At 59.0% G+C, this 21,773-nt stretch carries 23 protein-coding genes; 20 read left to right on the top strand and 3 right to left on the bottom strand.

Going from position 1 to position 21,773, the window contains the following annotated elements:
• Positions 1 to 506 precede the first annotated feature (506 nt).
• The 19 genes from CH295_RS26745 (at position 507) to CH295_RS26660 (ending at position 18,339) form a co-directional block, all read left to right on the top strand.
• Positions 507 to 1,712, top strand: coding sequence for a helix-turn-helix domain-containing protein (locus tag CH295_RS26745; RefSeq protein ID WP_094742461.1), 1,206 nt, complete (start codon positions 507 to 509; stop codon positions 1,710 to 1,712).
• A 156-nt stretch (positions 1,713 to 1,868) separates the two neighbouring features.
• Complete coding sequence (locus CH295_RS27620; RefSeq protein WP_139318138.1) at positions 1,869 to 2,081, top strand: hypothetical protein; 213 nt, start codon at positions 1,869 to 1,871, stop codon at positions 2,079 to 2,081.
• A 56-nt stretch (positions 2,082 to 2,137) separates the two neighbouring features.
• A complete protein-coding gene (locus CH295_RS28565; protein ID WP_141217106.1) occupies positions 2,138 to 2,683 on the top strand; it encodes a flavoprotein in 546 nt (181 codons plus the stop codon).
• A gap of 838 nt (positions 2,684 to 3,521) precedes the next feature.
• On the top strand, positions 3,522 to 4,649 hold the full coding sequence (locus CH295_RS26730) for a phosphotransferase (RefSeq protein WP_094742458.1): 1,128 nt from the start codon (positions 3,522 to 3,524) through the stop codon (positions 4,647 to 4,649).
• Entirely contained in the window at positions 4,646 to 5,617 is a 972-nt protein-coding gene (locus CH295_RS26725) for a T3SS effector HopA1 family protein (RefSeq protein WP_094742457.1), read from the top strand. The genes CH295_RS26730 and CH295_RS26725 overlap by 4 nt, the downstream gene beginning before the upstream one ends.
• Positions 5,614 to 6,825 (top strand): hypothetical protein, encoded by a 1,212-nt coding sequence (locus CH295_RS26720; RefSeq protein WP_094742456.1) that lies wholly within the window; start codon positions 5,614 to 5,616, stop codon positions 6,823 to 6,825. The genes CH295_RS26725 and CH295_RS26720 overlap by 4 nt, the downstream gene beginning before the upstream one ends.
• A complete protein-coding gene (locus tag CH295_RS27610) occupies positions 6,812 to 7,444 on the top strand; it encodes a hypothetical protein (RefSeq protein WP_141217105.1) in 633 nt (210 codons plus the stop codon). The genes CH295_RS26720 and CH295_RS27610 overlap by 14 nt, the downstream gene beginning before the upstream one ends.
• Positions 7,432 to 8,013, top strand: a complete 582-nt coding sequence (locus CH295_RS26715; RefSeq protein WP_141217104.1) for a hypothetical protein — start codon at positions 7,432 to 7,434, stop codon at positions 8,011 to 8,013. The genes CH295_RS27610 and CH295_RS26715 overlap by 13 nt, the downstream gene beginning before the upstream one ends.
• Positions 8,014 to 8,273: 260 nt before the next feature.
• A complete protein-coding gene (locus CH295_RS26710) occupies positions 8,274 to 8,750 on the top strand; it encodes a hypothetical protein (protein WP_141217103.1) in 477 nt (158 codons plus the stop codon).
• Positions 8,747 to 9,223 carry a PH domain-containing protein gene (locus CH295_RS28560; protein ID WP_094742453.1) on the top strand — a complete coding sequence of 159 codons (477 nt, stop codon included), beginning with the start codon at positions 8,747 to 8,749 and terminating at the stop codon, positions 9,221 to 9,223. The genes CH295_RS26710 and CH295_RS28560 overlap by 4 nt, the downstream gene beginning before the upstream one ends.
• Complete coding sequence (locus CH295_RS26700; protein WP_094742452.1) at positions 9,220 to 10,704, top strand: PH domain-containing protein; 1,485 nt, start codon at positions 9,220 to 9,222, stop codon at positions 10,702 to 10,704. The genes CH295_RS28560 and CH295_RS26700 overlap by 4 nt, the downstream gene beginning before the upstream one ends.
• Positions 10,704 to 10,934 (top strand): helix-turn-helix transcriptional regulator, encoded by a 231-nt coding sequence (locus CH295_RS28555; protein WP_212556225.1) that lies wholly within the window; start codon positions 10,704 to 10,706, stop codon positions 10,932 to 10,934. Before CH295_RS26700 ends, CH295_RS28555 begins: the two co-directional genes overlap by 1 nt.
• 463 nt (positions 10,935 to 11,397) lie before the next feature.
• A complete protein-coding gene (locus CH295_RS26690) occupies positions 11,398 to 13,080 on the top strand; it encodes a TnsB C-terminal domain-containing protein (protein WP_252342211.1) in 1,683 nt (560 codons plus the stop codon).
• A 4-nt stretch (positions 13,081 to 13,084) separates the two neighbouring features.
• On the top strand, positions 13,085 to 14,050 hold the full coding sequence (locus tag CH295_RS26685) for a TniB family NTP-binding protein (RefSeq protein WP_252342210.1): 966 nt from the start codon (positions 13,085 to 13,087) through the stop codon (positions 14,048 to 14,050).
• On the top strand, positions 14,047 to 15,279 hold the full coding sequence (locus tag CH295_RS26680; RefSeq protein ID WP_252342209.1) for a TniQ family protein: 1,233 nt from the start codon (positions 14,047 to 14,049) through the stop codon (positions 15,277 to 15,279). The genes CH295_RS26685 and CH295_RS26680 overlap by 4 nt, the downstream gene beginning before the upstream one ends.
• A gap of 275 nt (positions 15,280 to 15,554) precedes the next feature.
• Positions 15,555 to 16,043, top strand: a complete 489-nt coding sequence (locus CH295_RS26675; RefSeq protein WP_252342208.1) for a GNAT family N-acetyltransferase — start codon at positions 15,555 to 15,557, stop codon at positions 16,041 to 16,043.
• 117 nt (positions 16,044 to 16,160) lie between these two features.
• Positions 16,161 to 16,757: a GNAT family N-acetyltransferase gene (locus CH295_RS26670; protein ID WP_141217102.1), complete on the top strand. Its 597-nt coding sequence runs from the start codon at positions 16,161 to 16,163 to the stop codon at positions 16,755 to 16,757.
• 243 nt (positions 16,758 to 17,000) lie between these two features.
• Positions 17,001 to 17,429, top strand: coding sequence for a pyridoxamine 5'-phosphate oxidase family protein (locus tag CH295_RS26665; protein WP_094742450.1), 429 nt, complete (start codon positions 17,001 to 17,003; stop codon positions 17,427 to 17,429).
• A 103-nt stretch (positions 17,430 to 17,532) separates the two neighbouring features.
• Positions 17,533 to 18,339: an aminoglycoside 6-adenylyltransferase gene (locus tag CH295_RS26660; RefSeq protein WP_288143202.1), complete on the top strand. Its 807-nt coding sequence runs from the start codon at positions 17,533 to 17,535 to the stop codon at positions 18,337 to 18,339.
• Positions 18,340 to 18,433: 94 nt separating this feature from the next.
• On the opposite strand, the gene CH295_RS26655 is transcribed toward CH295_RS26660, so the two are convergent.
• Both CH295_RS26655 and CH295_RS26650 read right to left on the bottom strand, forming a co-directional pair.
• Positions 18,434 to 19,030 (bottom strand): class I SAM-dependent methyltransferase, encoded by a 597-nt coding sequence (locus CH295_RS26655; RefSeq protein ID WP_094742449.1) that lies wholly within the window; start codon positions 19,028 to 19,030, stop codon positions 18,434 to 18,436.
• 198 nt (positions 19,031 to 19,228) lie between these two features.
• Positions 19,229 to 19,825, bottom strand: a complete 597-nt coding sequence (locus tag CH295_RS26650; protein WP_094742448.1) for a hypothetical protein — start codon at positions 19,823 to 19,825, stop codon at positions 19,229 to 19,231.
• A 78-nt stretch (positions 19,826 to 19,903) separates the two neighbouring features.
• Here CH295_RS26650 and CH295_RS26645 point away from each other — a divergent pair, with 78 nt between their 5' ends.
• Positions 19,904 to 20,383: a hypothetical protein gene (locus CH295_RS26645; RefSeq protein ID WP_094742447.1), complete on the top strand. Its 480-nt coding sequence runs from the start codon at positions 19,904 to 19,906 to the stop codon at positions 20,381 to 20,383.
• An 88-nt stretch (positions 20,384 to 20,471) separates the two neighbouring features.
• Here the strand turns inward: CH295_RS26645 and CH295_RS26640 are convergent, their stop codons facing one another.
• Positions 20,472 to 21,662: an AlbA family DNA-binding domain-containing protein gene (locus CH295_RS26640; RefSeq protein ID WP_252342207.1), complete on the bottom strand. Its 1,191-nt coding sequence runs from the start codon at positions 21,660 to 21,662 to the stop codon at positions 20,472 to 20,474.
• Positions 21,663 to 21,773 lie beyond the last annotated feature (111 nt).

The raw sequence follows: 21,773 nt of genomic DNA, 5'->3' as shown, positions 1-21,773 counted from the left end.
GGCCAGGGAGTTCAAGGTTCGCGGTGGCTGGTTCCAAGCTGGGGCCGGTAGGACCGGCGTCACTGGATCTCCGGGGCGCTCGACGCCGTGGCCCCTTACCACCTTGCGACCTCGTAGTCAACCGCTTTCCCGTTGACGTGACAAGCGTAGCGATCGATCGTTCTCACCCCAATGATCATGTCGTGGTCATTTGTTGGTCAAGCATCTCAATGCTACTGAGTAGTCCGTTTACGGGGTTCTCCGTCAAGGGTTCTGTGCCGGTTCCTGCGGGGCGGAGTCTCGAACAACGATGTCTTGGAGCTCTCGTACGTACAGGCCGGCTTCTGCGGGCATACCTTGAGAATGGGATCGCCATGGCCCATTTGAAGCGAATCAAACGGCGTTACATCGGGAATTCGGATGTAACTTTTCGGCGGTCTGCGAAACATGCTTCGACCGACCTTGACCTAGTGCGTACTCCCAGCCGTTACCCAGGGATCCTCGCGGTTCCCATGCTCTGACTGTCGATGACCCGGCCTTCGCGCCCTTTGCAGGATACGACCCTTTCAAGCCAGCAGCCCGATGTGGATATCGTGAGTGAGGAGCAATACGTGCACACCGCCTTGCAGCACGAGTCGATCGTGCGAGCGAAGACTAGATTCATACACTCGGAAGTCGAACCTGCAACTTTGGACGAGATACTTCCTCGCGTTGTTCTCGAATCATGGCGGCGGTCCCTGTCTGCGGGGATTGCCCCGACTGGACCTGCGTTGCCAAGGCATTTCGGTAGAGGTGACAGACACACCGAAGTGGCAGCTGCCGCAGCTGCGGAACTTGATTCGGTGGTGGCATACGGTCGTGGAGAATCGTTTCGTATGTTGTTCGCGGATCATCAGGGATTGATCTTGTTGAAAACAGATGCCGACAGAGCGTCCAGTAAAGACTTTGATGTGATCGGCATGTCGCCTGGACGGCTGCACCGTGAGGACAACATCGGAACATCAGCGATCGGAATCGCCCTACGTCTTGGCCGTCCAGCGCATCTGCACGGTCCGCAGAACTATCACAGTTCACTAAGCAACTTTTCTACCTACGCAGCGCCTGTATTTCATCCGAGAACGGGTGAGGTCGAGGGGTTGGTAGGTCTGGTGTGTCGCGCTGACCGGGCAACCAATCTGTTGTACAACATCACTGTTCAGACCGCTAGGAATATTCAGACAGAAATGTCCGCTACTCGAGACGAGGAAGCGAACATGCTGGTTGCAGCCTACCGAGGTAACTCGGACAGTGATCACGTTGCTTGTGCTGCGATTGGATTGTCGATCGAAATTACCAACATTGCGATGAGACAGCTCCTGAGTGCGAGAGAGATCGAGGAGTTGAGGCGCTACCTGAGTACCGGCAACCTGCCACGGACCCGAACTGTGCATCTCGATACTGCTGCGGGCCAACGGGTTACCCTGCGGGTCAGGCCGGTTGAAACAAGGTCCGAGCGGATCGGGATCCTGGTAAGTCTCACCTCCCGAACCGATGTGTCGCGTCCGAGCAGTGCGGCCACATCGGTTGACGAAAAAGGTGGAGGCTGCGGGCGGATCAGGGAAGCTGAACGATCGGCAATTCTCTCTGTGCTTACCGAATGTGCTGGAAACCGAGCTCAAGCAGCCGCAAGCCTCGGAATTGCGCGGTCATCGCTTTACCGAAAAATTGAAAAATACGGCTTGGAAAATGTATGAACGGGCCCCAGGTTGCACTGCACCCGTCCCAGAATGAGACGGTAAATGTCTCAGATGCGGACACCATTCAATTTTCCGCACCGAACAGAATAATCCAGCATTACGGTAGAACCCGGATTGAAAACAGTCCGTCCGATTTCGTGAAAGGCACAAAGAATGTCGCTCGCTACAGCGTACAAGACCTACACCTCCGACGAAGAACTAGCCTCCAACGGCATCGCAGGCGCATCGGCTCCCGCGTCCACACCCGCATTGGCGATCTTGCTGATGCGCGCCACGATGATTTCGGCGCGCTCTTCGACCCAGTGCGCAGCTGGGATCGCGGGTGGCACTCCGAACATCGGAAACACCATCAAGCGGGTCTGCTAGTCGAATCAATATCGGACCGGGCGGTTACTCGATTGCCCGGTCCGATATGGACTTTCATGAAAATATTATTGTATGTAACCGGCGCAGGCTCAGCGGCAACGACAGTTTTGAATCTGCACGCGCTGCGTCTCGTGAGACCGTATGCCGACGTCAAAGTGGTGTTGACGAGGACAGCCCTCCGCTTTGTGACCCCTGACGCTTGCGCGTTGCATTGCGAAACCGTCGTAATAGATGATTGGTCCGAAGTGCATATGGCTGAACACGTCGATCTAACAGTGTGGCCTGACTGCGTAATCGTGTACCCAGCCACTCTAAATTTCGTGACGCGGTTCGCCGGTGGGGCGTCCGACACTCCCATGATGCTTGCGTTGCAGTGTACCCAGGCACCTATTCACATCGCTCCATCGTTACCCCCCGGTGGCGCAGAATCACGCGCCTTCGCAACGTCAGCACACACCCTGACCTCAGACCCTCGAGTGCGTCTACAGCCGACTGAGATGGCTCACAGTCACGCGCTCAATGCACCGTCCACAGGAGGGATCATCAGCTTTATGGATGTGCTTGAAAGCGTTCCAGAAGCAACTTCCGCATGGGGCAAATGATGGAGGTAGTTGAATACGCTGGATTCAGCAACAACTTGGTCGCGGTCCACTCACGTAAACCTGATCAGACACTTGAGATTACGCGACTCCGGTTCGACGAATACGCGGACTGTGGTTCGCTTCCTGGCGAAATGGGGTCCACCCACGGCGTATTGATTGGTACGCAACGAGGAAACGAGTTCCGTTACGTGGTCCCTGCCGGGTACACACACAGCCAAGATGGAGACAATCACTGCACGGTCGAGAGTGCGCTTGTTTCGGTATGCCAGACGCTTCAGGACCTCCACCACGCAAAGCCTCGAGAATCAACTGGGACGCGCGACGCGGGCCGTCTTCGACCATGGATGCGCAGGTTGACACGGTACGGGCAAGAGCTGTCGGGTGGGACGAGTTGGACGTCAAAGCTAGTCTGCGACCTCATTCCCGGCTCCTATTTTGCGCAGATGGACGCCGATATGTATCCGGCAGATCATTCAGATGACCGCCACGTTCTGCATGGTGCGCCATCGCTTGCTCTCACTTACGCAGCGGCTGGCGCGGGGACGATGCTGCTCTCCGGTGAAGATTGTGGTGTCGGTATGCGTGAGTTCGACTGGGGACATCTCCTCGGAGAGGTCAGGGAATTGGAGTCGAAGCCGGGGGGTATCAGCTCCGACCAGCAAGCAGGGTCGTGTCTGAGCTCGGTGGTACTCGCAGCTGCTGTCGACTGCGATCGGGACACTGTCGAGCGATATGCAGCCCACCGACAGGTGCTTCACGCCTTGGATTACATCACCTCGTTTATGACCGCACAGATGGATCTACCCGATGATGTCTCACAGCTCCTGAAAGGAATATCGTGGCAGACAGTCTCCTAGAGGTCGGCGATCACCGAGTCCTGTACGCGGCCGACGACCTCGCCTCACACCCAACTGCCGCAGCATTGGTCGCGCAGCTCGGATTCGGTGACATGATTACCCCTGTTCAGCTATCGGGGCGCAACTTGAACTGGTTGGGGTCAACCAACACCGGACAGGGGTTGTTTGTCAAGAAAGAGTTGGGCGACCAGAGCAGGGGCCCTTCGCGAACTATGACATTTTTCGATTGGTTGGACGCAGACTTCTACGACACCGATTTACCCGTCATCCGCCCACTCGCCATGTCAGCCGATGGATACATCCAGGCCTATCCGGCGATTCACGAGGGGCGTACCGGACAGCAATTGGCGGTCGCCGGCGAGCTCGACACGAAAATGCTGGAGGGTGTGGGGTCAGGGCTTGCGTGGCTGCATCACCGCGGTCAGAGCGAACGATCCCGCCACAACGCAGCGAGTCCACTCCCCTCCAGCTTTGGGGCCGACGCGATCGACGTGGAGATCTTTCACGGTATGTCCGCGGCACAGCTCGAGGCTTGGACGATTATCCATCGGCAGGAAGAACTCCGCTTGGCGTGTGTTGATCTATTGCTGGGAGACACCGAGAAAACACACGTACCGATGTCGACCATTCATGGAGACCTCAGGCTTGATCAGCTCCTCGCTGCCCCCGACGCTGAGAACACGTGCTGGATAATCGATTGGGAGGAATTCGGATACGGCTCGATTGCGCGTGACCTCGGCTCTTTGGCGGGTGACATCCTCAACGTCACCGTCATCGGTGCCCTGTACTCCAAATCGGGCCGCATCGAGAACGACATCGACGACCTAGTAGCTACTGGCGTTTCCCGCGCTTCGGCGCTGATCCGCGCATTTGTGCATGGCTATTTCGGCCGTGCGCAGAGTCTTGGATCGATCCGCGATTCGAGGGCGCTCAGAGCATCGATCGTGCGGTACGCAGGGTGGCACCAATTCGATCGTCTCGTGACCAGCTCAGAAGGGCTGATCGCGACTGCCCCGGCGGCGAGAGCGTTGGCAGGCATCGGGCACGCCCTCATCGTGGATCCAGAACAGTTTTTGCCAGATTTCGGTCTCGAGATGAGGTCTGAATGAACGCAACTTTGGATGCAGCAGGTGCTGCCAAGCTGTTGTCGGCACTGATCGAACCCGGGCACCTTACCGAAGGCGGTCTGCTGTTCGAGCTGAACAACGTCAAGTACGAAGGGCCCGCTCGTGACTTGCGCGTGCGGCTGGCCTACGACCTCTACGGGCTGATGCACGCGGGCACAGCGGCGGCCCGGCATCCTGACCGCGGCGGGCATGCGATGGCATTGGGGAAGAAGGAAAATCAAAGGTCCGATCTGTCAACCAGATTAGCGGAGCAGTACAGCAGCCGTCGGTTCAACATCACTCGACAGTTGTTGTCGATCGATCGGGATTCGATAACATATTCCGAAGGGGGGTTGAGGGTGCGTGCGTCGTCTTCTAACGTTACAGCCCAACGAGACACGGAGGTCGACATAGCGATTGTTCACCACTCCGGTGCTGTATCTCCCGGATACTTTTACATTTACGGACGCCACTCTTTGAATCCTTTCGCGATGAAAGCGAAAGACAAAAGAGTTTACATCTCGGTCAGCAATGCAGACGCTGCGTACTCGATTTTTGTCGAGACGGTCAAGTACCTCGACAACGCCACGATATCCTTCGATGCGAAAATCCTATCGGACTCTGTAAGTTACCCACGTAATGACGCCATTGTCCTTTACGTCGAAGACGTACATCCGAATTTGCTCACTGCCGTGAGCGCTCTCCTTGAGGACCACAGACCTCATCTCACCACGGGTTCCTCGCTTTGTCGCTACATATCGACGGGGCTTCGCGTGGCTGACGAACCCGGGCGTGATCCGGGTGCCGAACTTTTGAGCTTCGGCCAGCATCGTTGCCAAGCACTAGCCCACGCAGTCATCGATCACCTGAGTACCGCCATCCCGCTCCACAAGGCAATCCGCGCCTCGTGTCTATCGCACCGAATCGACCCTGACGACCTGTCATCCAACCTGCTCGCTGGTGCGGCATGAGTACAAGTCAACAGCTCCTCGACCTCAGCTATCCCGCCTACCAGGCCCGCAGGTCGCAAAACGGTCTGATACTTTCGGTCATTATCGAAGGCGGCTCGTGTGATGACCTCTCACACGGTGTTGGGTTCGCGCACATCAGAGAACACTGGGCTTTGGAATCGATGAAGGCTCGCCTTGGAAAAAACCTTGTGTTCTCCACCGCGAAGACATTGCATTACCAGACCGAGTTCATTCTGTATCTCGATCATTCCATAACAGCGCCAATCGTCGATATCGAATGGGTAGATCTGACCAACGAGTTTTTGCACCATGAACTCGGCAAAATTCATGACGAAATCCTTCTTGCCGAGTCGGACCCGAAGAACGTGGCGATCGACCAGTTGCTGCCACGCCTTCTTCTGGCCTATGGGGAGGGGACCGATTGGGGGTTCGGTGATCGGATGGTCATTGGCCGTTATACCGCCGACGCCGTCTCGAAGGCCGTCGGCGCAACATGGAGCACACCGAAAGTGCACTGCACAGCGTCCTGCGACATAGGCGGACAGGGGTTTGAGACGAACACCAGCATCACCGAAACGCAACTCGAGGATCTTTCGATTTCAAGTAATCGAGGGGACGTACCGCGAGGAGATGCCTCCGCGGTGGTGTCTTCGTGTTACTTCGGTTGGCGCGTTACGGCCCATTCCCCCGGATGCCTGAGAGATCTGGAAGACCTCCGCCACATTCTCACGAGGGTGGTCTTGCCGGGCCTGAAGCGCGACACTTCTGCCGCGACGATTATGTTCAGAGCCGGTCAGTTCGGGGAGCTGTACACGGCGCGGAATACCGACTATTTCGTAATAGCTGTAGACGGCAAGAGTCCAGCTTCGATCGAGAGCATGCGTCGCGACGTAGACACCGTACTCGATGCCACGCTGACACTCTTGACCTCGTTCTCCGACGCCGATTCGAGCGAATTCCTGACCTATATCGACCGAATCAGACGTATCTACGAATCTCGCGCTACTCAGCACATTCACCAGCGGACCGTCCTTGCCAATCGCGGCAAAGCACTAGGCATACCCGAGCACCCACACCTGCAGCGAGGTGCGCGAGATAAAGTTGCGAGCATAGCGCTGGCAGGCCGGTTAATGCGACTGGTCGCCGGACTGATCTCTCAGTCGCCGACCTGGGTCGGGGTCGCCGAAAGGGGTCATGTTGTCCATTGATATCGCAGAGCTTCGAGACCACATCGATCTGCCGATGCACATTGCTATCGATCGTTCCACGAACGACGTGGAGCTACGTTTCGTAGTTCGGTTGAGCCACCTGGACACGCTGGACACCGATCGGACGTTCATCGCAATCGAGACGGAAGTAGCCGAGAGAAGCAAGCACGGAAGATGGTTTTCGTGGTTTTCCGAACGGGGTGCGCTGGTCGCAGTCAGCGGCGATGCAGATCTGGCGATACTGGCCGTCAGCTGCCTTGGGGAAACATCCCAAGAGGTTGTGGCCTGGTTCTGCGACGTCGTAACCCTCGTGTCGAGGCTTCGATACGAATCGGGTGATAGTCTGCGGCAAGACCCGCGTGTGAATAGCCCCACCTTCCGCGACGTGCCCGAACCCGCTCGCCAAATAGGGGATCTCGTGGCTACATGGCCGACTTTGGAACCATCACATTCTGACGCGCGTGTCAGAGTCATCTGCGACGCGATAAAGAACTCCCGTTATACACTGAACTCGCACAATTACCAATGCAAAAACGAGGCTTCGGACGTAAAATGGAGAGAAACGAAATTTGTAGTTGTCGGCGGAAATGTGACAGGAGTTAAATCATGGAACGCTTGAACGAGAACGAAGACCAAAGCATCGAATCAATGGTGATCGACACGCTTCTTTACGGTCAGGTCAATCTGCATTACAGCGACGGCGAGGTCGAGGCTGCGTACCAGGAAAGTCCGCACACCACTGTCAAAATCTCTCGTGTAGGCGAGCGTACCCACAAAAAGACGCCGATCGGTACACGAACTGCCTCAGCCGTGCAGGCTGCAATCGATGGCAGAACCATCACCCTGAACCCAGGTCGAGCGAGACTCCTCAAGCGCTCTTACCGAGTCGGCATCGAGTTCGACGATCGGGTTTTGACGCTGGCTGCCAAAGACCTCGAAGAGAGTTTCCTTCTGGATGGTCGATCTGATCGTGGCGATAACTCGTTTGGAGTCTTGACGCGGGGCTATGGAGGGGCGATCGATGTGATGTGGTCGCTCCCATTCAAGTTCGCTACCAAAACAGTTGAGCCACCGACACCGTCACGAGAGGACGTGCTCGTAGGTATCTCCGCAGCCGCTGCCTTCGGAACTGGCGGGCTATCTGCGACCACAATAGTTATGGGCGCTCTAGGCGCGATATTCCCTTGAGGCCCTGTGAAATGGAGTGTAAACAATGAATCCACAAATCGTTTCTCGGTTGGCCATCGTCGTGCTATATCTAATAGCCATCTTTGCATTCAACACGCCGTGGATCCTGTCGACCATAGTTATGGTGGTTCTGATTGCCGTATCGCAGAAGATGCTGCCCGGTTCTAAGAATAACAGCGTGGAGGCCGGCGAGAATAGTGCAAGCTAAGGTCGTGGTTGCCGCTACTGGAGTATACTCTGCACAAGACCCACGTTACATCGTGAACCGAATTGCCGAATTCATGGTGAACAGCCCTACCCAATCCTTGATCGAGCGCAGTCTCGAAGAAGTTGGTCTACGACCGCATTCTTGTGTGTCTACTGTCGAATCCACGCAAAACGGCAATGTCTTGCTCATAGAGTTTGATCTTGTCAGCGATGCAGCGGCCGAACATCGTAACCGCGAAATCAGAGCAGCTATCGACGCTGTCGGATCACACCAGTTCGTAGAGTCCGATCTATCGAGGGCGAAGGTGGAAGCGGTGAAAATCCTGTACTCCACAGTTGGTGGGATGAATGAGTATCTTGACGCGACGTGCGGATTCCTAGTGGACTCGGGATGTTCGGACTCGTTGAGTTCGTTCGTCGGCGCGATCGAACGATGCACGTTACAAGACGTCACAGGGGTCATCGCTGATATTTACCGAGGCAGCCAGTTTGTCATCGACGACGCGCAGATTGGGGCCGGTGCGGCGTGAACACTGATTGGCTACCCGTGAATGCTGATGTTTTGAAACTGTGGCATCGCAGATTGTACATTGCAGTTCTAATCACTGGAATTGCGACGATCTTGATTCTGCTCAACTGGTTGGACTTCAGTCCCGCAGTCTCGATCATCTCTGGGCTACTTGCCTGCTTTGCCGTGTTTCTTCTGGGTTGGTATTACCTATTCCGACGGCTCGCATCCACAAGATGGTCGGTTAGTGGGGTGACAGCGGAGTACAAATCTGGATTGTGGTTCCATAAGTATAAATGCCTTCCCCTGATCCGGGTACAGGCTGTTGAGGTCCACCAAGGACCGGTTGAAATGTCGCTAGGGCTTGCAAGGGTGCTTATACGTACAGGATCGTCGTTCGGCACCGTAACGATACCGGGGTTTGCTCCGGAGGCCGCAGAATCACTGAAACTTGAGATCATGCATCGCCTTGCAGTCCGGGAGGCCGGGCAATGAACAATTCCCAGACGACACAACGACTGCCCACCGCTGCGCTGGTCGGATTCCTACTTCGAGGCCTGATCGTCGTCTCGCCGCTAATCCTTGCATTTTTGGTTTTCGGGATCGTTCAAGGGCATGCGCTTATTTCCCTTATACCTGGCGTGTTGGTAGGAGTCGTGTCGGTCTGGCGTTGGTTTTTCACCCGCTGGGGCATCAGCAACGAGACGATACAGCTTCACGTAGGAGGTCTCCACCGAAGACGGCTTTCGTTGACGCTGGCTAACGTGAGCACGGTGCGTGTCACCTCGACGGTCATTCACCGCACGCTGGGCCTTCGTGAGCTTCGTATCTCGGGACGAGCTGCCGGCGGGGACGCATGCGCGATGCGCCTCGTAGGGATCGGTTCCGTAGATGCACGCGTGGTTGAGGTGGCCGTGGCCCATGCAACAGAGGGCAGGCGCACATCTGAGAGTGCCCATGAATTTCAATTCGAAAATCGCTGGTCCGGGGCCAACATTATCAGCATCCCCGGTTTGGCACTGGCGATCGCAATCTATTTCGCAGTTACGGAATTGTTTGGTGGCACCGAGGCTGTGCAGTATATCAAATTGTTCATTAGTAGTATTGCGTCATTTTCCGGTTGGTTGACCGCCGGTGTTTCCTTGTTCGTGATTCTAGTGGCGTTCAGTATATTGTCGTCGTTTTGTCAAAATTATAACCTGCGGGCCGAAATCGGAGCCGGCGAGTTCACCTCTATTCGCGGTTTATATGCTCAGCGAGAAATCGCAGTCGCGTTTGCGGATGTCGTCGGCTTGGAGATCAAATCGCCATCCTTTTTTGGTTTCACATTCAGTCGAGTCGACGCGATCGTCAGCGGGATCGGTGGAACGAAGCACGGTGCGGAGACGATGGTACTCCCACTGGTTCCGACGGTCCGAGCGCTGGACCTGGTCTCGCGATTCTCAGTTCCAATGGTTGTATTGAGCATGAAGCTCAGACGTCCAGATATGCGAGCTTACCTCGCCGCAGTGATTGGCGACATTTTGCTAGCGACCACGACTGTCACGGCGATGTCGTTTGTCGCGACGCAGCTTATCCCGCGTTTCGATCTGCGTTATTCTGCATTGGTGAGCGCAGTATGGGCAGGCATAATTTTTGTGCGGCGATACTTATTTAGAGCTGAGTTCTGTCAGGGTTGGGCGAAGATACGCTCAAGAATTGTGTGGCGAAATATCGACCTGATCGACTTAAGGCGAGCCGAGCTGCTTGAGGTTCGGTCAGAGGGTGTCCAACGCCTGTTTAAAGTTGGATCAGGCCGATTGTTTTTGCCAGGTGGGAGGTATTGGTATCAAACACCGGTCATGCCCCTGGCCAGGCTCGATGAATTGGTACGGGAGGTTGCTCGGTCTGGCAATGATTTTGGCGTGCATCAACTGGCCGAGGAACGGACAGCGGAGGGTCGAGAACTTACCCGCAGAACAGTCAAAGTCAATTGATGAAGTCAATGAAATGCTGCCTGCGACAATTACGCACCGAGCTTGGGCTGAGTCGAGTTGAGCTCGCAGAACTGTCCGGTGTCAGCGCATATACGATTGGCGAACTCGAACGTGAATCTCGCGGGCCGTCGCTCGACGTAGCCATGAGGCTGGCTTCGGCCCTCAACGTCCCGGTTGAAGATATGTTCTCGGTGACACGCGTTGGTGCAACGTCAACCCGATCCAGCTGACCGCCAAACGCGCAAGGTGACCGCAACCGAACCGGGCCTGTCCACATTCGAGCAACTGCACAGCAGATAGCCGCCGAGGCCGAACATGTCGTACTCTTCACACGCTGAGCGCAGACGCTGTGTCGTTCGCTCCTCTCGGTCCTCGCCGCCAGAGCGCGGGTCACCCACCGCAGGGAGCTAACGAACAACGAACCGTAACGACAGGTTCGTAATGTCTGCATGCAGAAGGGCAGTCAGTCGCGGCGCACCTGAGGTGACTAGAAAATGTTTGCAGAGATAGCGGAGTGAAGTCATCTTCTGACATCGTGCAGTCGTCTTCTGAAACTGACAATCCGTGTCAGTTTCAGAAGTGGGCGTCATGTTTTCCTGGGGTTTCACCTCTGATTGAAGTCGTCTTCTGACATTCTGAGTGCAGGAGTGGGCTTCACAATCGGTCACCTGGGTTGGGTGTTCGGAGGCTGAGATGGATGCGGACAAGTTCGACGTCGTAGAGGCGGGTGTCTTGACCGCGTCGGCCGAGCAGTGGGAGCCGGCACGGGCGCGGTTTGAAGTGCTGAGCGGGCTGTCGGATCGAGGCTCGATCGGTGCCGCTGCGGTCGAGGATGCAGCGCAGCAGTTGGGGGTCTCGCCGCGGCGTGTGTACGTGCTGTTGTCCAGGCTCCGGAATGGGGGAGGGTCGGTTACCGATCTGTTGGTGTCCGCTCCTGCAGGTGGGCGCGGACACTTCCGCGTGTCGGCCGAGGTGGAAGACGTGATCGCCGAGCACATCAACCGTGAGTTTCTGGCTCGACAGAAACTCAGTGTCGCCGCACTGCATCGTCGTATCGCGCTGGCCTGCCACCGCGCTGGACTGCCGATTCCAGCCCGCAACACAGTCAACGCGCGGATCGCAGCAATGCACCCGGGCCGCGTCGCACGCTCTCGTGGCGGACCGGACGCCGCCCGATCGCGGCAATCCGCCGGCGACGTCCCGCCGCCAGTGACGGCCTTTCTTCAGCAAGTCCAAATCGATCACACCGTGGTCGATCTGATGATCGTCGACGAATACGACCGGGCACCGATCGGACGTCCTTATCTCACGATTGCCATCGATGTCTTCAGCCGCTGCGTGCCAGGGTTCGTCGTCACACTCGATCCTCCGTCCGCAGTGTCGGTCGGATTGTGTCTGGGCAGGGTGTGCTCGGACAAGAGCGTATGGATCGACGCACTGGGCCTCGGCGCGGATGTGCGGTGGCCGATGGCCGGAAAGCCGCACCGCTTGTACGTCGACAATGCCTCTGAGTTCAAAAGCGAAGCGCTCCAGCGTGGTTGCGAGCAACACGGCATCGACCTCGGCTACCGACCACCCGGCCGGCCGCATTACGGCGGGATCGTCGAACGCATCATCGGCACCGTCATGACCCAGGTCCACGAACTGCCCGGCACCACGTTCTCGAACCCAATGCAGCGGGGCAGCTACGACTCGGAGGGCGCAGCAGCACTGACCTTACGAGAATTGGAACGCTGGCTGATCCTGGCGATCGCGGCGTATCACGCGGACGTGCACACCGGCCTGAGCCGGAGCCCGGCTGCGCAGTGGGCCAGCAGCACCGACGCCGACACTGCTCTGTCGACGTCAACAGTGGTGGACGAGACCGCATTCCTGGTGGACTTCCTTCCGGTCATGCGGCGCCGCCTGACCCGGACAGGGTTCGTCATCGACCACATCCAGTACTTCGCCAATGCTCTGAAACCATGGATCGCCAGGCGAGAGAAGCTGGGCCAGTTTGTGATCCGCCGTGATCCACGAGATCTGAGCAGGGTGTGGGTCCTGGACCCCGACAGTGGCAGCGGGTATGTCGAGGTGCCGTACCGGACGATGTCGCATCCGGCGGTGACGTCGTGGGAACACCGGGCAGCGATCACTCGCCTTCGGGAACATGGCCGAGCGAGCATCGACGAACACTCGCTGTTCGCGATGATCGAGCAGATGCGTCAGATAGCCACGTCCGCACAGAGGGACACCAAGCGAGCCCGCCGTAATCGTACCCGCCGCTCTCATCTGAGCAGCATCGCCACACCACCGGCCGCGCAGAGCCCGCCCGAGCCCTGCCAAGGCACCGACGACGTGTCGGTTCCACTATTCGACGACATCGAAGAGTGGTGAAACGGTGAACAACGACCCCCGAAACGCCTCGGCAGGCCACGGCACCGACCGTATCGGCGACGACATCGACGTTGATCGTATGGATCTCACCCACCTGCGAAGTTCGGTCAGATCGATCGCGGTTCTGCCTGCAGCGCAACGTATCAGGCACATTCGCACCGAACGGTGGATCGGGTATCCGCGTGCACGGTCGGTGATCGAGCATCTCGAGACGCTGCTGGGGTGGCCGGATCGACAACGCATGCCGAACCTGCTTCTAATCGGACCGACGAACAACGGCAAGTCGATGATCGTTGAGAAGTTCCGCCGCGCACACCCCACTGTCAGCTTGCCCGATCGCGAGCAGATACCGGTGTTGTGTATGCAGATGCCCCCGGACCCAGCACCCGCACGGTTCTACCTGGCGATGCTCGCTGCACTCGGAACGCCGATCCGGCCACGGAGCCGAGTCCACGAACTCGAACAGCAAGCGATCACGCTGCTACGAGCGACCGGGGTTCGGATGCTGATCATCGACGAGCTGCACAACGTCCTCGCCGGCCGCGACAACGTACGCCGAGAATTCCTGAACCTGTTGCGGTTCCTCGGCAACGAACTGCGCATTCCTCTCGTTGGAGTCGGCACCCGCGAGGCGTACCTCGCCATCCGCAGCGATACACAGTTGGAGAACCGTTTTCACCCCATGACGCTGCCGATCTGGACCAACGACACAGACACCCGCTCCCTGCTGGCGAGCTTCACCGCCAGCTTCCCGTTGCGTGCGCCCTCGCACCTGACATCGGCAGAGATGACCGATTACCTCCTCACCCGGTGTGAGGGCACCATCGGCGAACTGGCCACGCTATTGACCGCGGCCGCAGTGACCGCAATAGAAGCCGGAGAGGAATCAATCACCTCGCAGGTGTTGACCCAGACCGCCTACTCCGGGCCCACCGAACGCCGCCGCCACTTCGAACGGCACCTGGCATGACACCAGCCGATACTCCTGCAGCGCATACAGCGCTCGACCACAGTGCACATCCGCGGTGGCCGCTGCACCCGCAACCACTACCTGGTGAGACTCTGATGTCGTGGCTGGCCCGAACCAGCGCACTGTATTCGTTGATCAATACAGCGGACCTTCTCGACGGGCTCGGTGTCGATACCTCGGGCGTGAACCTGGACCGACACACACCCGAGCCGGTGCTATTCGCGCTTGCCCAGAGAAGCTCCTGTACGGCCGACCGGCTGCGGGAGATGACGTTGGCGGGCTGCACGCCCTGGCTGCTCGACAGCACCGACCCCGGGGAATGCGACTTCGACACCTACGTCCATCAGTTCTCTGTCCTACTGCCACCGGGACTGGCGATGGCTGATCGACGTCGACGCGCACCGCCCGCTGGCACGTGGCTTCCCTGGGTGAGCAAGCTCGATACGCGGGCATGCCCCTTATGCATCGACGACCTCGACACAGACGCCGATATCGCGGTCACGATGGCTCAGCAGTACCCGATGTTGACCAGCTGCACGAAACATCACTGTCGACTGGAATTCTGCGCTGTGATACCCGGGAGACTGGTTTTCTGGGACAGAACACCAGCAGGCTCGGACGAACACGCACCACCGATACCGGTACCAGCAGTCGTCGCAGAAATCGACCGGCGCACAGCCGCCGCCATGACGAGCGGGTCGGTCGAGCTCGTCGCGGGCCGTGTTCATGCAGCAGTGTGGTTCAGGCTGCTGCGCACCGTCGTCGATGAGGTATCGACACCGCTGGTTCGCACCGGATGGTGGGCGAAGCCACTGAGCGCGATCTGGAAGTCCACCGGTTGTTCCCGCCCGCTGCGGACATCGTGGGTTCCGTTCGAGCAACTGCCGTGGGACGAGCAAGCGAAGGTTTTGTTTGCTGCCGCGACCGCGATCATCGCGGTGGAGAACGATGAGATAACCGCGAGCGGAGCTGACGCCTGCCTGCTGCGCCCGCGACGGTACGAGCCGGTCGATCCGGGGACCCCTCCGACGGGGTCTCTCAGTCCGGTACCCGCCCGCAGCGCTTGGGACGGTGTGATTGCGGCGATCGATGCCGCTGTCGCCGCCGCTCGCGTCGACAGCGACGCCGCCCGATCTCTGTTCGGATTCGCTCGAACGGGGTGCCGCACCGAAGAAGACATCGATGACCTGGCCTATGCCTTCGTAGAGCTGGGCATTCGACTGGACTAGAGGATGCGAAATCGGGCATTGTCCGTACCGACACGGCCGCGACGTGATGGCCGCGCCCGCGGGTGATCAATCAGCGGGTAAAGACGCCGAGATCTTAGTACTGGTTTGCCTACCTCCTGTGGAGGTTAACTCGACGGCACCCTCACCAGGGGCCATTGTCGCCAGTCTTCGTCCATGGTCGGTTCAGTGTGCCGGGCGACCTGGGGCGGGGCGCACAGGGGGCCAGTCGACGTAATTCATTCGAGTCCGTGGCCTGATGAGGCTAGGTTCGAGGTGTGTTGCGAATCGTCCCATTTGAGACAAATCATCAAGCTGGAGCCCTCGATGTTGCCCTTCGCGCGTGGGGGCCGGTGTTCTTACTCCTCGAGGGCGCTGTACCGACTTTCGTCTATCAATCCTTCTATCCAGAAGGGTGGAGAAAGCGTCAATACGACGATCTGGCAACGGTTCTCGCGCAGGAACCGGAGAACATAGATGTCGCGATCGACGGTTCGACGCTGGTGGGGTGGGTCTGCACACGGCTACATCCGGAGGACACCATGGGCGAAATCTACGTACTTGCCGTCGATCCTGATTGGCAGCGTCAAGGAGTTGGTCGTCTGCTGATGCATCACTCCACAGCTCGCGCGAAGTCCGCTGGCATGCAGATGGTAATGGTTGAGACAGGTGACGACCCCGGCCACACTGCCGCCCGCCGAACCTACGAGTCCGACGGTTTCGAGCGGTGGCCGGTCGCACGCTACTTCAAGGACATATCCGACTAGAGCCAGCAGCTCACGACCTGCTATCGAAGCTCTCTTCGTACCGCGACCTAGCCGCGACTGATCCGTTGCGGACACATCTCGCTGGCGCTGCACCGGACGGCAGGTGAGGATAAGGTGATGAGCCGCCCGGTGCTGAACTCGTCCAGGATCGAATTGCGCCCAATGACCCTGCAGCACTTGCCCTTGCTGCACGGCCTCGACTCAGACCCCTTGGTGATGGAGTTCCTCCTGGGGCGAGCACGAACGTCCCAGGAGATCGATGAATTCTGGGCACCCCGATGCGCCGACCGTGTTGCCGATCAAGTGGGGCTCGGGTGGTGGGTCGGCTTCGAGGGCGGCACTTTTCTCGGCTGGTGGGACCTCGGCCGTAGTGGTTCGGCAACTGACGCGCCCGTGAGCACCGATCAGGCCGAGATCGGCTGGCGGGTGATGCGGAAGCATTGGAGGAAGGGACTGGCTACAGAGGGGGCCTTGTTGCTGCTCGACTACGGATTCGGCACGCTCGGACTGCAACGTATCTGGGCCGAGACGATGGCGGTCAATTACGCGTCTAGGGGTGTGATGAGCAAGATCGGGATGGACTACGTGCGCACACAGGTCCGCGAGTGGCAGGACCCGCTGCCCGGCGCGGATCATGGGGAGGTGCTTTACGAGATCACAGCGACGCAGTGGGAACGTGGACCGACAACCGAATCACTCGGCGAGGCAAACTGAGCGATCGGATATCGCCGGTTGCCAAACAGCGGAAAGCAGCGTTCGCGGTATCAGGGGCACCGGTGGGGGTGCCTCGTCGAACATTTCGTCGCTGGGGGCGGTGCGCGGTGTGCATACTGCGGGGCGTGTCTGGCGCTGACCTTCGATCGAATACGGCTTCTAGCCTTGACGTCTCAAGCAAGCTATATCGAGACTGGACCGGCACCTTGCTTGCACCTACGAACGCGGGAGTAGTACGTACAAATGGCAACCTGGGCGGACTTCGAGCGCGATCGGCCAGAGCTAGCGGGCTTGATCCGGGCACGATTCGAGCAAGGGCGCGACCACGTGCTGGCCACTCTTCGCGCAGACGGTTCCCCTCGCGTCAGTGGCATCGAGATCGCATTTCTGGACGGTGAAATCCAGCTCGGCATGATGCACGGTTCGCGAAAACTTGCGGACATCCAGCGGGATCCCCGCGTGGCCCTGCACGCAGCAACACTCACCGCAGCGGGAACGGACGGGATGCCGGTGGACGCAAAGCTCTCGGGCCAGGCGGAAATATACGTCGACCGCATAGACGAGGACCATCCCGATGCTGCTCAACTCCGAATAGACCTATCGCACGCCTCATACATCCAAGTCGACCCCGATACGGGAGCGATGAAGGTCGACACATGGCAAGGCAACTGAATCTAGAGCGGAAACTGTGGCTCGATGCCAACCCTGAACCGGCCTGAACATCGAACTCCTGCGGGGCGAACGTAATCGCGCCGCGCATACGGATAATGAGACCGTGGACTATGACTTGGCTGTCCGATCGGTACTGACCTGGGCGATGCAGAACGACAATGTCAGGGCCGTCGTTCTCACTGGATCCGCCGCAACGCAGGCGCAACATCCGCTGTCGGACCGGGACCTCGAACTGTATGTCCGAAACGCAGAATCGCTGGAGAACGACGATTCCTGGTGGCTCGACCTCGGTGACGTGCTCGCCGTGGAACGGTTGGAGAACGGAGACGACCAGCCGACACGCCTAGTCTACTACGTTGGTGGCAAGCTCGACTTCACACTGGTGAACGCAGTCGAAGCGGCCGGCGAATACGATCGGCCGTTCCAGGTCCTTCTCGACAAGGACGATCTGACCGTATCCTTTTCACTGCGTGCGCACGAGCCCAATCTCCCAGACCAGGGACAGTTCGACGAGTGTTGCAACTGGGCTTCGGCTGCTGCGCTGATGGCAGCGAAAGCCATTGTGCGAGAAGAACCGTGGTCCGTCATCACACGGGATGCGGACCTCAAATCCGAGCTGTTGCGGATGATCGAATGGGATCACAACATCCGGTACGGAACGACACGCGATGTGCGGTATCTGGGCACGCGAATGCGCCAGTGGATGGACCAAGACATACAGGCCCGCCTTGTCGGGTGCTGGGCCATGTTCGGCGACGACAGCGGCCAGGCCCTCACCGCGACACTTGAGTTGTTCCAGGAGCTGGCCGATCGAATCGCAAGAGCGACGAATCTCGGTGGCTTCCATCACGCCGCAGTACGCAAAGAAGTCGACCGCATATTGAACGCGAACCGCGACGTCGCCGACTGACTGAGGCCGCGTAGAAGCCGAACGTCCTCCTACACGGTTTTCGGCTGCTCACTAAGCGGCCGGAGCAGTGGACCACACGGGCGTGCGTGTGCTGCTACTTCGCCTTGCTCCAAGTAATGGCGTATCGCCAGAGAGGGAGCCTGCGCCACGTCATGCCTGGTAGCACCGTCGCCGCGATCTGTTTGACCTCGGTGTAGGTGTGCGGAAACTGCATGCGAACGGGGGCGTTGTGTTGCCAGAAGCCTCGAGTGCGTGAAAGAACCTGATGTTGCACAATCCCAACGGCCTCGAAGGCATAATCGGACAGGGTTGAACTACGGGCGCAGCCGATCACGACCAGCACGCCACCGGGGGCGGTGAGGTCTGCGAGGCGCTGCAGGCCAGCTGCTAGATCGGGGAAGTGATGTACGGTCGCGACGGCGGCGACGAGGTCGAAGTGCGCTGTGGGCAAGGCGGTGGTGAGGGCGTCGCCGGTCATCCAGGTGATGTCGGCGGAGGTGTTGGACCGAGCGTGGTTGACGATGTCGGCGTCAGAATCAATGCCGATGACTTCGGGGATCTTCTCGGCGAGTTGGACGGCCAGTAGACCGTCGCCGGTACCGACGTCCAGGGCGGCGTGCGCGGTGGGTGGTGCCGCGTCGAGAACGATGTCGTAGTAGTGGGTGTTGTGGTTCCATCGGTGTTGGGTCATGGTGGTGCCTTCCGGTGTGGCATGGACGACCAATGGGCGTGAGCTGGCTCTAAGCGATTCACCCAGAGTCCACCGCTACGGTGGCGGGCTGCCTGACGGCTGGCACCCGGCTAGAAGGCCGAGTTCGGCAGTAGACAACGACGGCGTTCTGCCGCCCCAGCTGGGAACGAGACGGCCCATGCTGGCTGTCGTGGCAATTCAGTTGGTGGAGGCGGGGGTTGCTTGCTCGGTTGCGCACCGTTCAGCGAGCCGGCGGGTACGAGCGATTACGTTTGTCAGCTCATTGGTTGCGGCATTGATGATTTGGGCTGCGTCTTTTTCACTAGCAACGTCGTCGAGGGTCTGCTGGACAGTCACCAAGTCGTCGACTATCTGACCGAAGGCTTCGGCGGTAATGGCTTTCCACGCGTCGGTGTTTTGGCGCTGTGCGAGTAGCGCTCGGACGACGTCGATCACGACGGCTCGCTCGCGGTCGTTGAGCGTGTCTGTGGAGGCTGGGAGTTCGTCGGCCAGCGGGCGGCCAGGTGTCGGTTGGCCGGCCGCTGCGAACGCCACTTGCTCGGTAACGCCGGCCAGCCAACCGATCGCACGCACGGTGGCGGCAGATGGGGTCCCGCGGTAGGCACCGCGCAAAATCTGGGATGCGGTACTGCGGTTCAGTGACATTCCCCGTGGCCTGGCTGCCTCTTCGGCCTCAACGAGGGCCTGGATGTCGCGCAGCGGGGCTCCGGTGCGGTCATCAATGGCCTGGCGCAGTAGATCGGCCAATGTTGCTTTGGTTGTGGTCTCGTCCATTGGGTGTTTGTTGCCCTTCCCGACTGCAATGTCTATCGTCCATAATGACAGATGACAGATATGAGGGGAAGGGACCCGATGACCGAAAACGATCCTGATCACGCACTGCGGGACTGGAAGCGCAAAGTCTTCGACGACAATACCGCCACCATCCCCCGGGTGTTCTTGAATGTCGCACGTCGTCACGTTCACCCCAGCGCACATGCCGTCGGCTACACCAACTCCGAACATGGGATTCATACGGTCACGTGGCTGAACGGATCCCAGTACGGGGTGTTGACCTGCGAGGGAAGCAACGATGACTCGAACGTTGCCATCACCGGTGCGGTGATACCGCTGTCCGAACTCAAACAAGTCGACATCGCCATCGAGGACCAGCACTACGACGAGGTATCGCGGCGAGTGACCCAATGGACTCGACGAGCCACCTTTACCTTCAGCGGAAAGAAGGACTTCACTCTGCATTCGGTCGAAGCTCCCGATCAGCGACCCGACAAAGTCGGAGACTTCATCGATCGCGTCCTGGTGGCGCTGGTCTCCTACGGCCAGCCGGGCTGAGCAGGACCGGGCTCGCAAAATCGCTGTACGACTGCGTAAGCGGCGTCGCTTGGCGGGCAACGTAGAGATCGCTTGCGGTGAGATCCCGCTACGCCGACCCATCATGGGCAGGCGGCCGGATGCGCAACACGTTTGAGATACCCCCTTGATTCACGCAGTCCTGAGCAAAGTCGTGAACGTGCCAGTGAAAGTCCGCCTCTGGCTCTGCTGCGTTTACGGTGGTCTCGACCGGCGTGTAACGGTGCAGAGGGATCGAAACGCCGTTGTAGGTTCGGCCGCTGGCGTCTTCGGTTAGGAGCGTCAGCGGCTGCTCACCTGTCCACTCGATCCCCAGGCGTAAGTCGTACTCGTCGTTGTCGGTCGCCTTCGCGGCCTTTCTCACCAGTGCCATCAGATCAGCAATGGCGCATTCGACGGCGGAGGACTCGATCTGCCAGCCCTCGCGGTAACCGTCCATGCTCATGCGATGCGCGCCGGCAGCGGTGGCGACCGTTACAGAACCATCATGGTGGATGCTGATCCATGCTTCTTTCCAGGTCGAGCGTTCACCTGTTGCCGTGTTCACGGCCACCCAGCGACGCAAACCAGGACGCAGGTTGGTGCGGTCGACGTTCTCCATCGGGTGGACGCCATTGCGATCGGCATAAGTCAGGGTCAGCTCCTCTGCCTCGGCCAACACGGCTCGAGCTTCCTCACGAGTCAGTCGTTCGCGGAAGCGAGGGATGCGCGGGTGAGCAACTGCGATCAGCCAGGCACGCTCACCGAAGTTACGACCCGCTGCCGCCTCGCTGTAGAGCGCGTCCAACGTCTCGGTGGCATGTCGGCGCTCATCGAAGCGAGCCCGGTACATCGCCTCGATCTGGCGCTCTTTCATCCAGACGGTGTCCGAGTCGTTTCTGATCGGAGCTCCGAAGTAGTCGTTCCTGTAGATCAGGTGCGGTCCGTCGATACTCGCGGGAACTTCCACCACGACGGCCCGCGGGTCGGTTCCGATGCGGTGCACGTTCAGCCCGAACACCGGTGGCGAGATACCGGTGATTGCAGCGCTCCTCAAGGAGCGTTCGTAGGCCTCGTCGAGATCGCCCACGTCGACTCGTTCGGTTGCGGCCTTCTGCGTCTCACGAACGCCGAACACGATGACGCCGCCACCGCTGTTCGCCATTGCAGCAACATCTTTCGGGAAGTCCGTCTGTGACAGGCCCTTCATGGGCGGGAGCTCTGACTTCCAGTCAAGATCGTCGGTCTCGGCTGCACCTGCGCCTACCGCTTCGTCGAGCATGGCATCGGTCAACGGTCCCGGCGGCAAACCCAGGACACGGTGCAGCGCGGTGAAGGTCATGCTCGAGAGCATAGGGCTGCGCAGCGACACCGCTGACGGGATCCAGTGGCC

Origin of the sequence: Rhodococcus sp. 14-2483-1-2 (assembly GCF_002259405.1) — a bacterium.
In the GTDB taxonomy this organism is placed as follows: Bacteria; Actinomycetota; Actinomycetes; order Mycobacteriales; family Mycobacteriaceae; genus Rhodococcoides.
The sequence above is the reverse complement of the archived record's forward strand: the minus strand, read 5'-3'. Positions and strand labels throughout refer to the sequence as shown.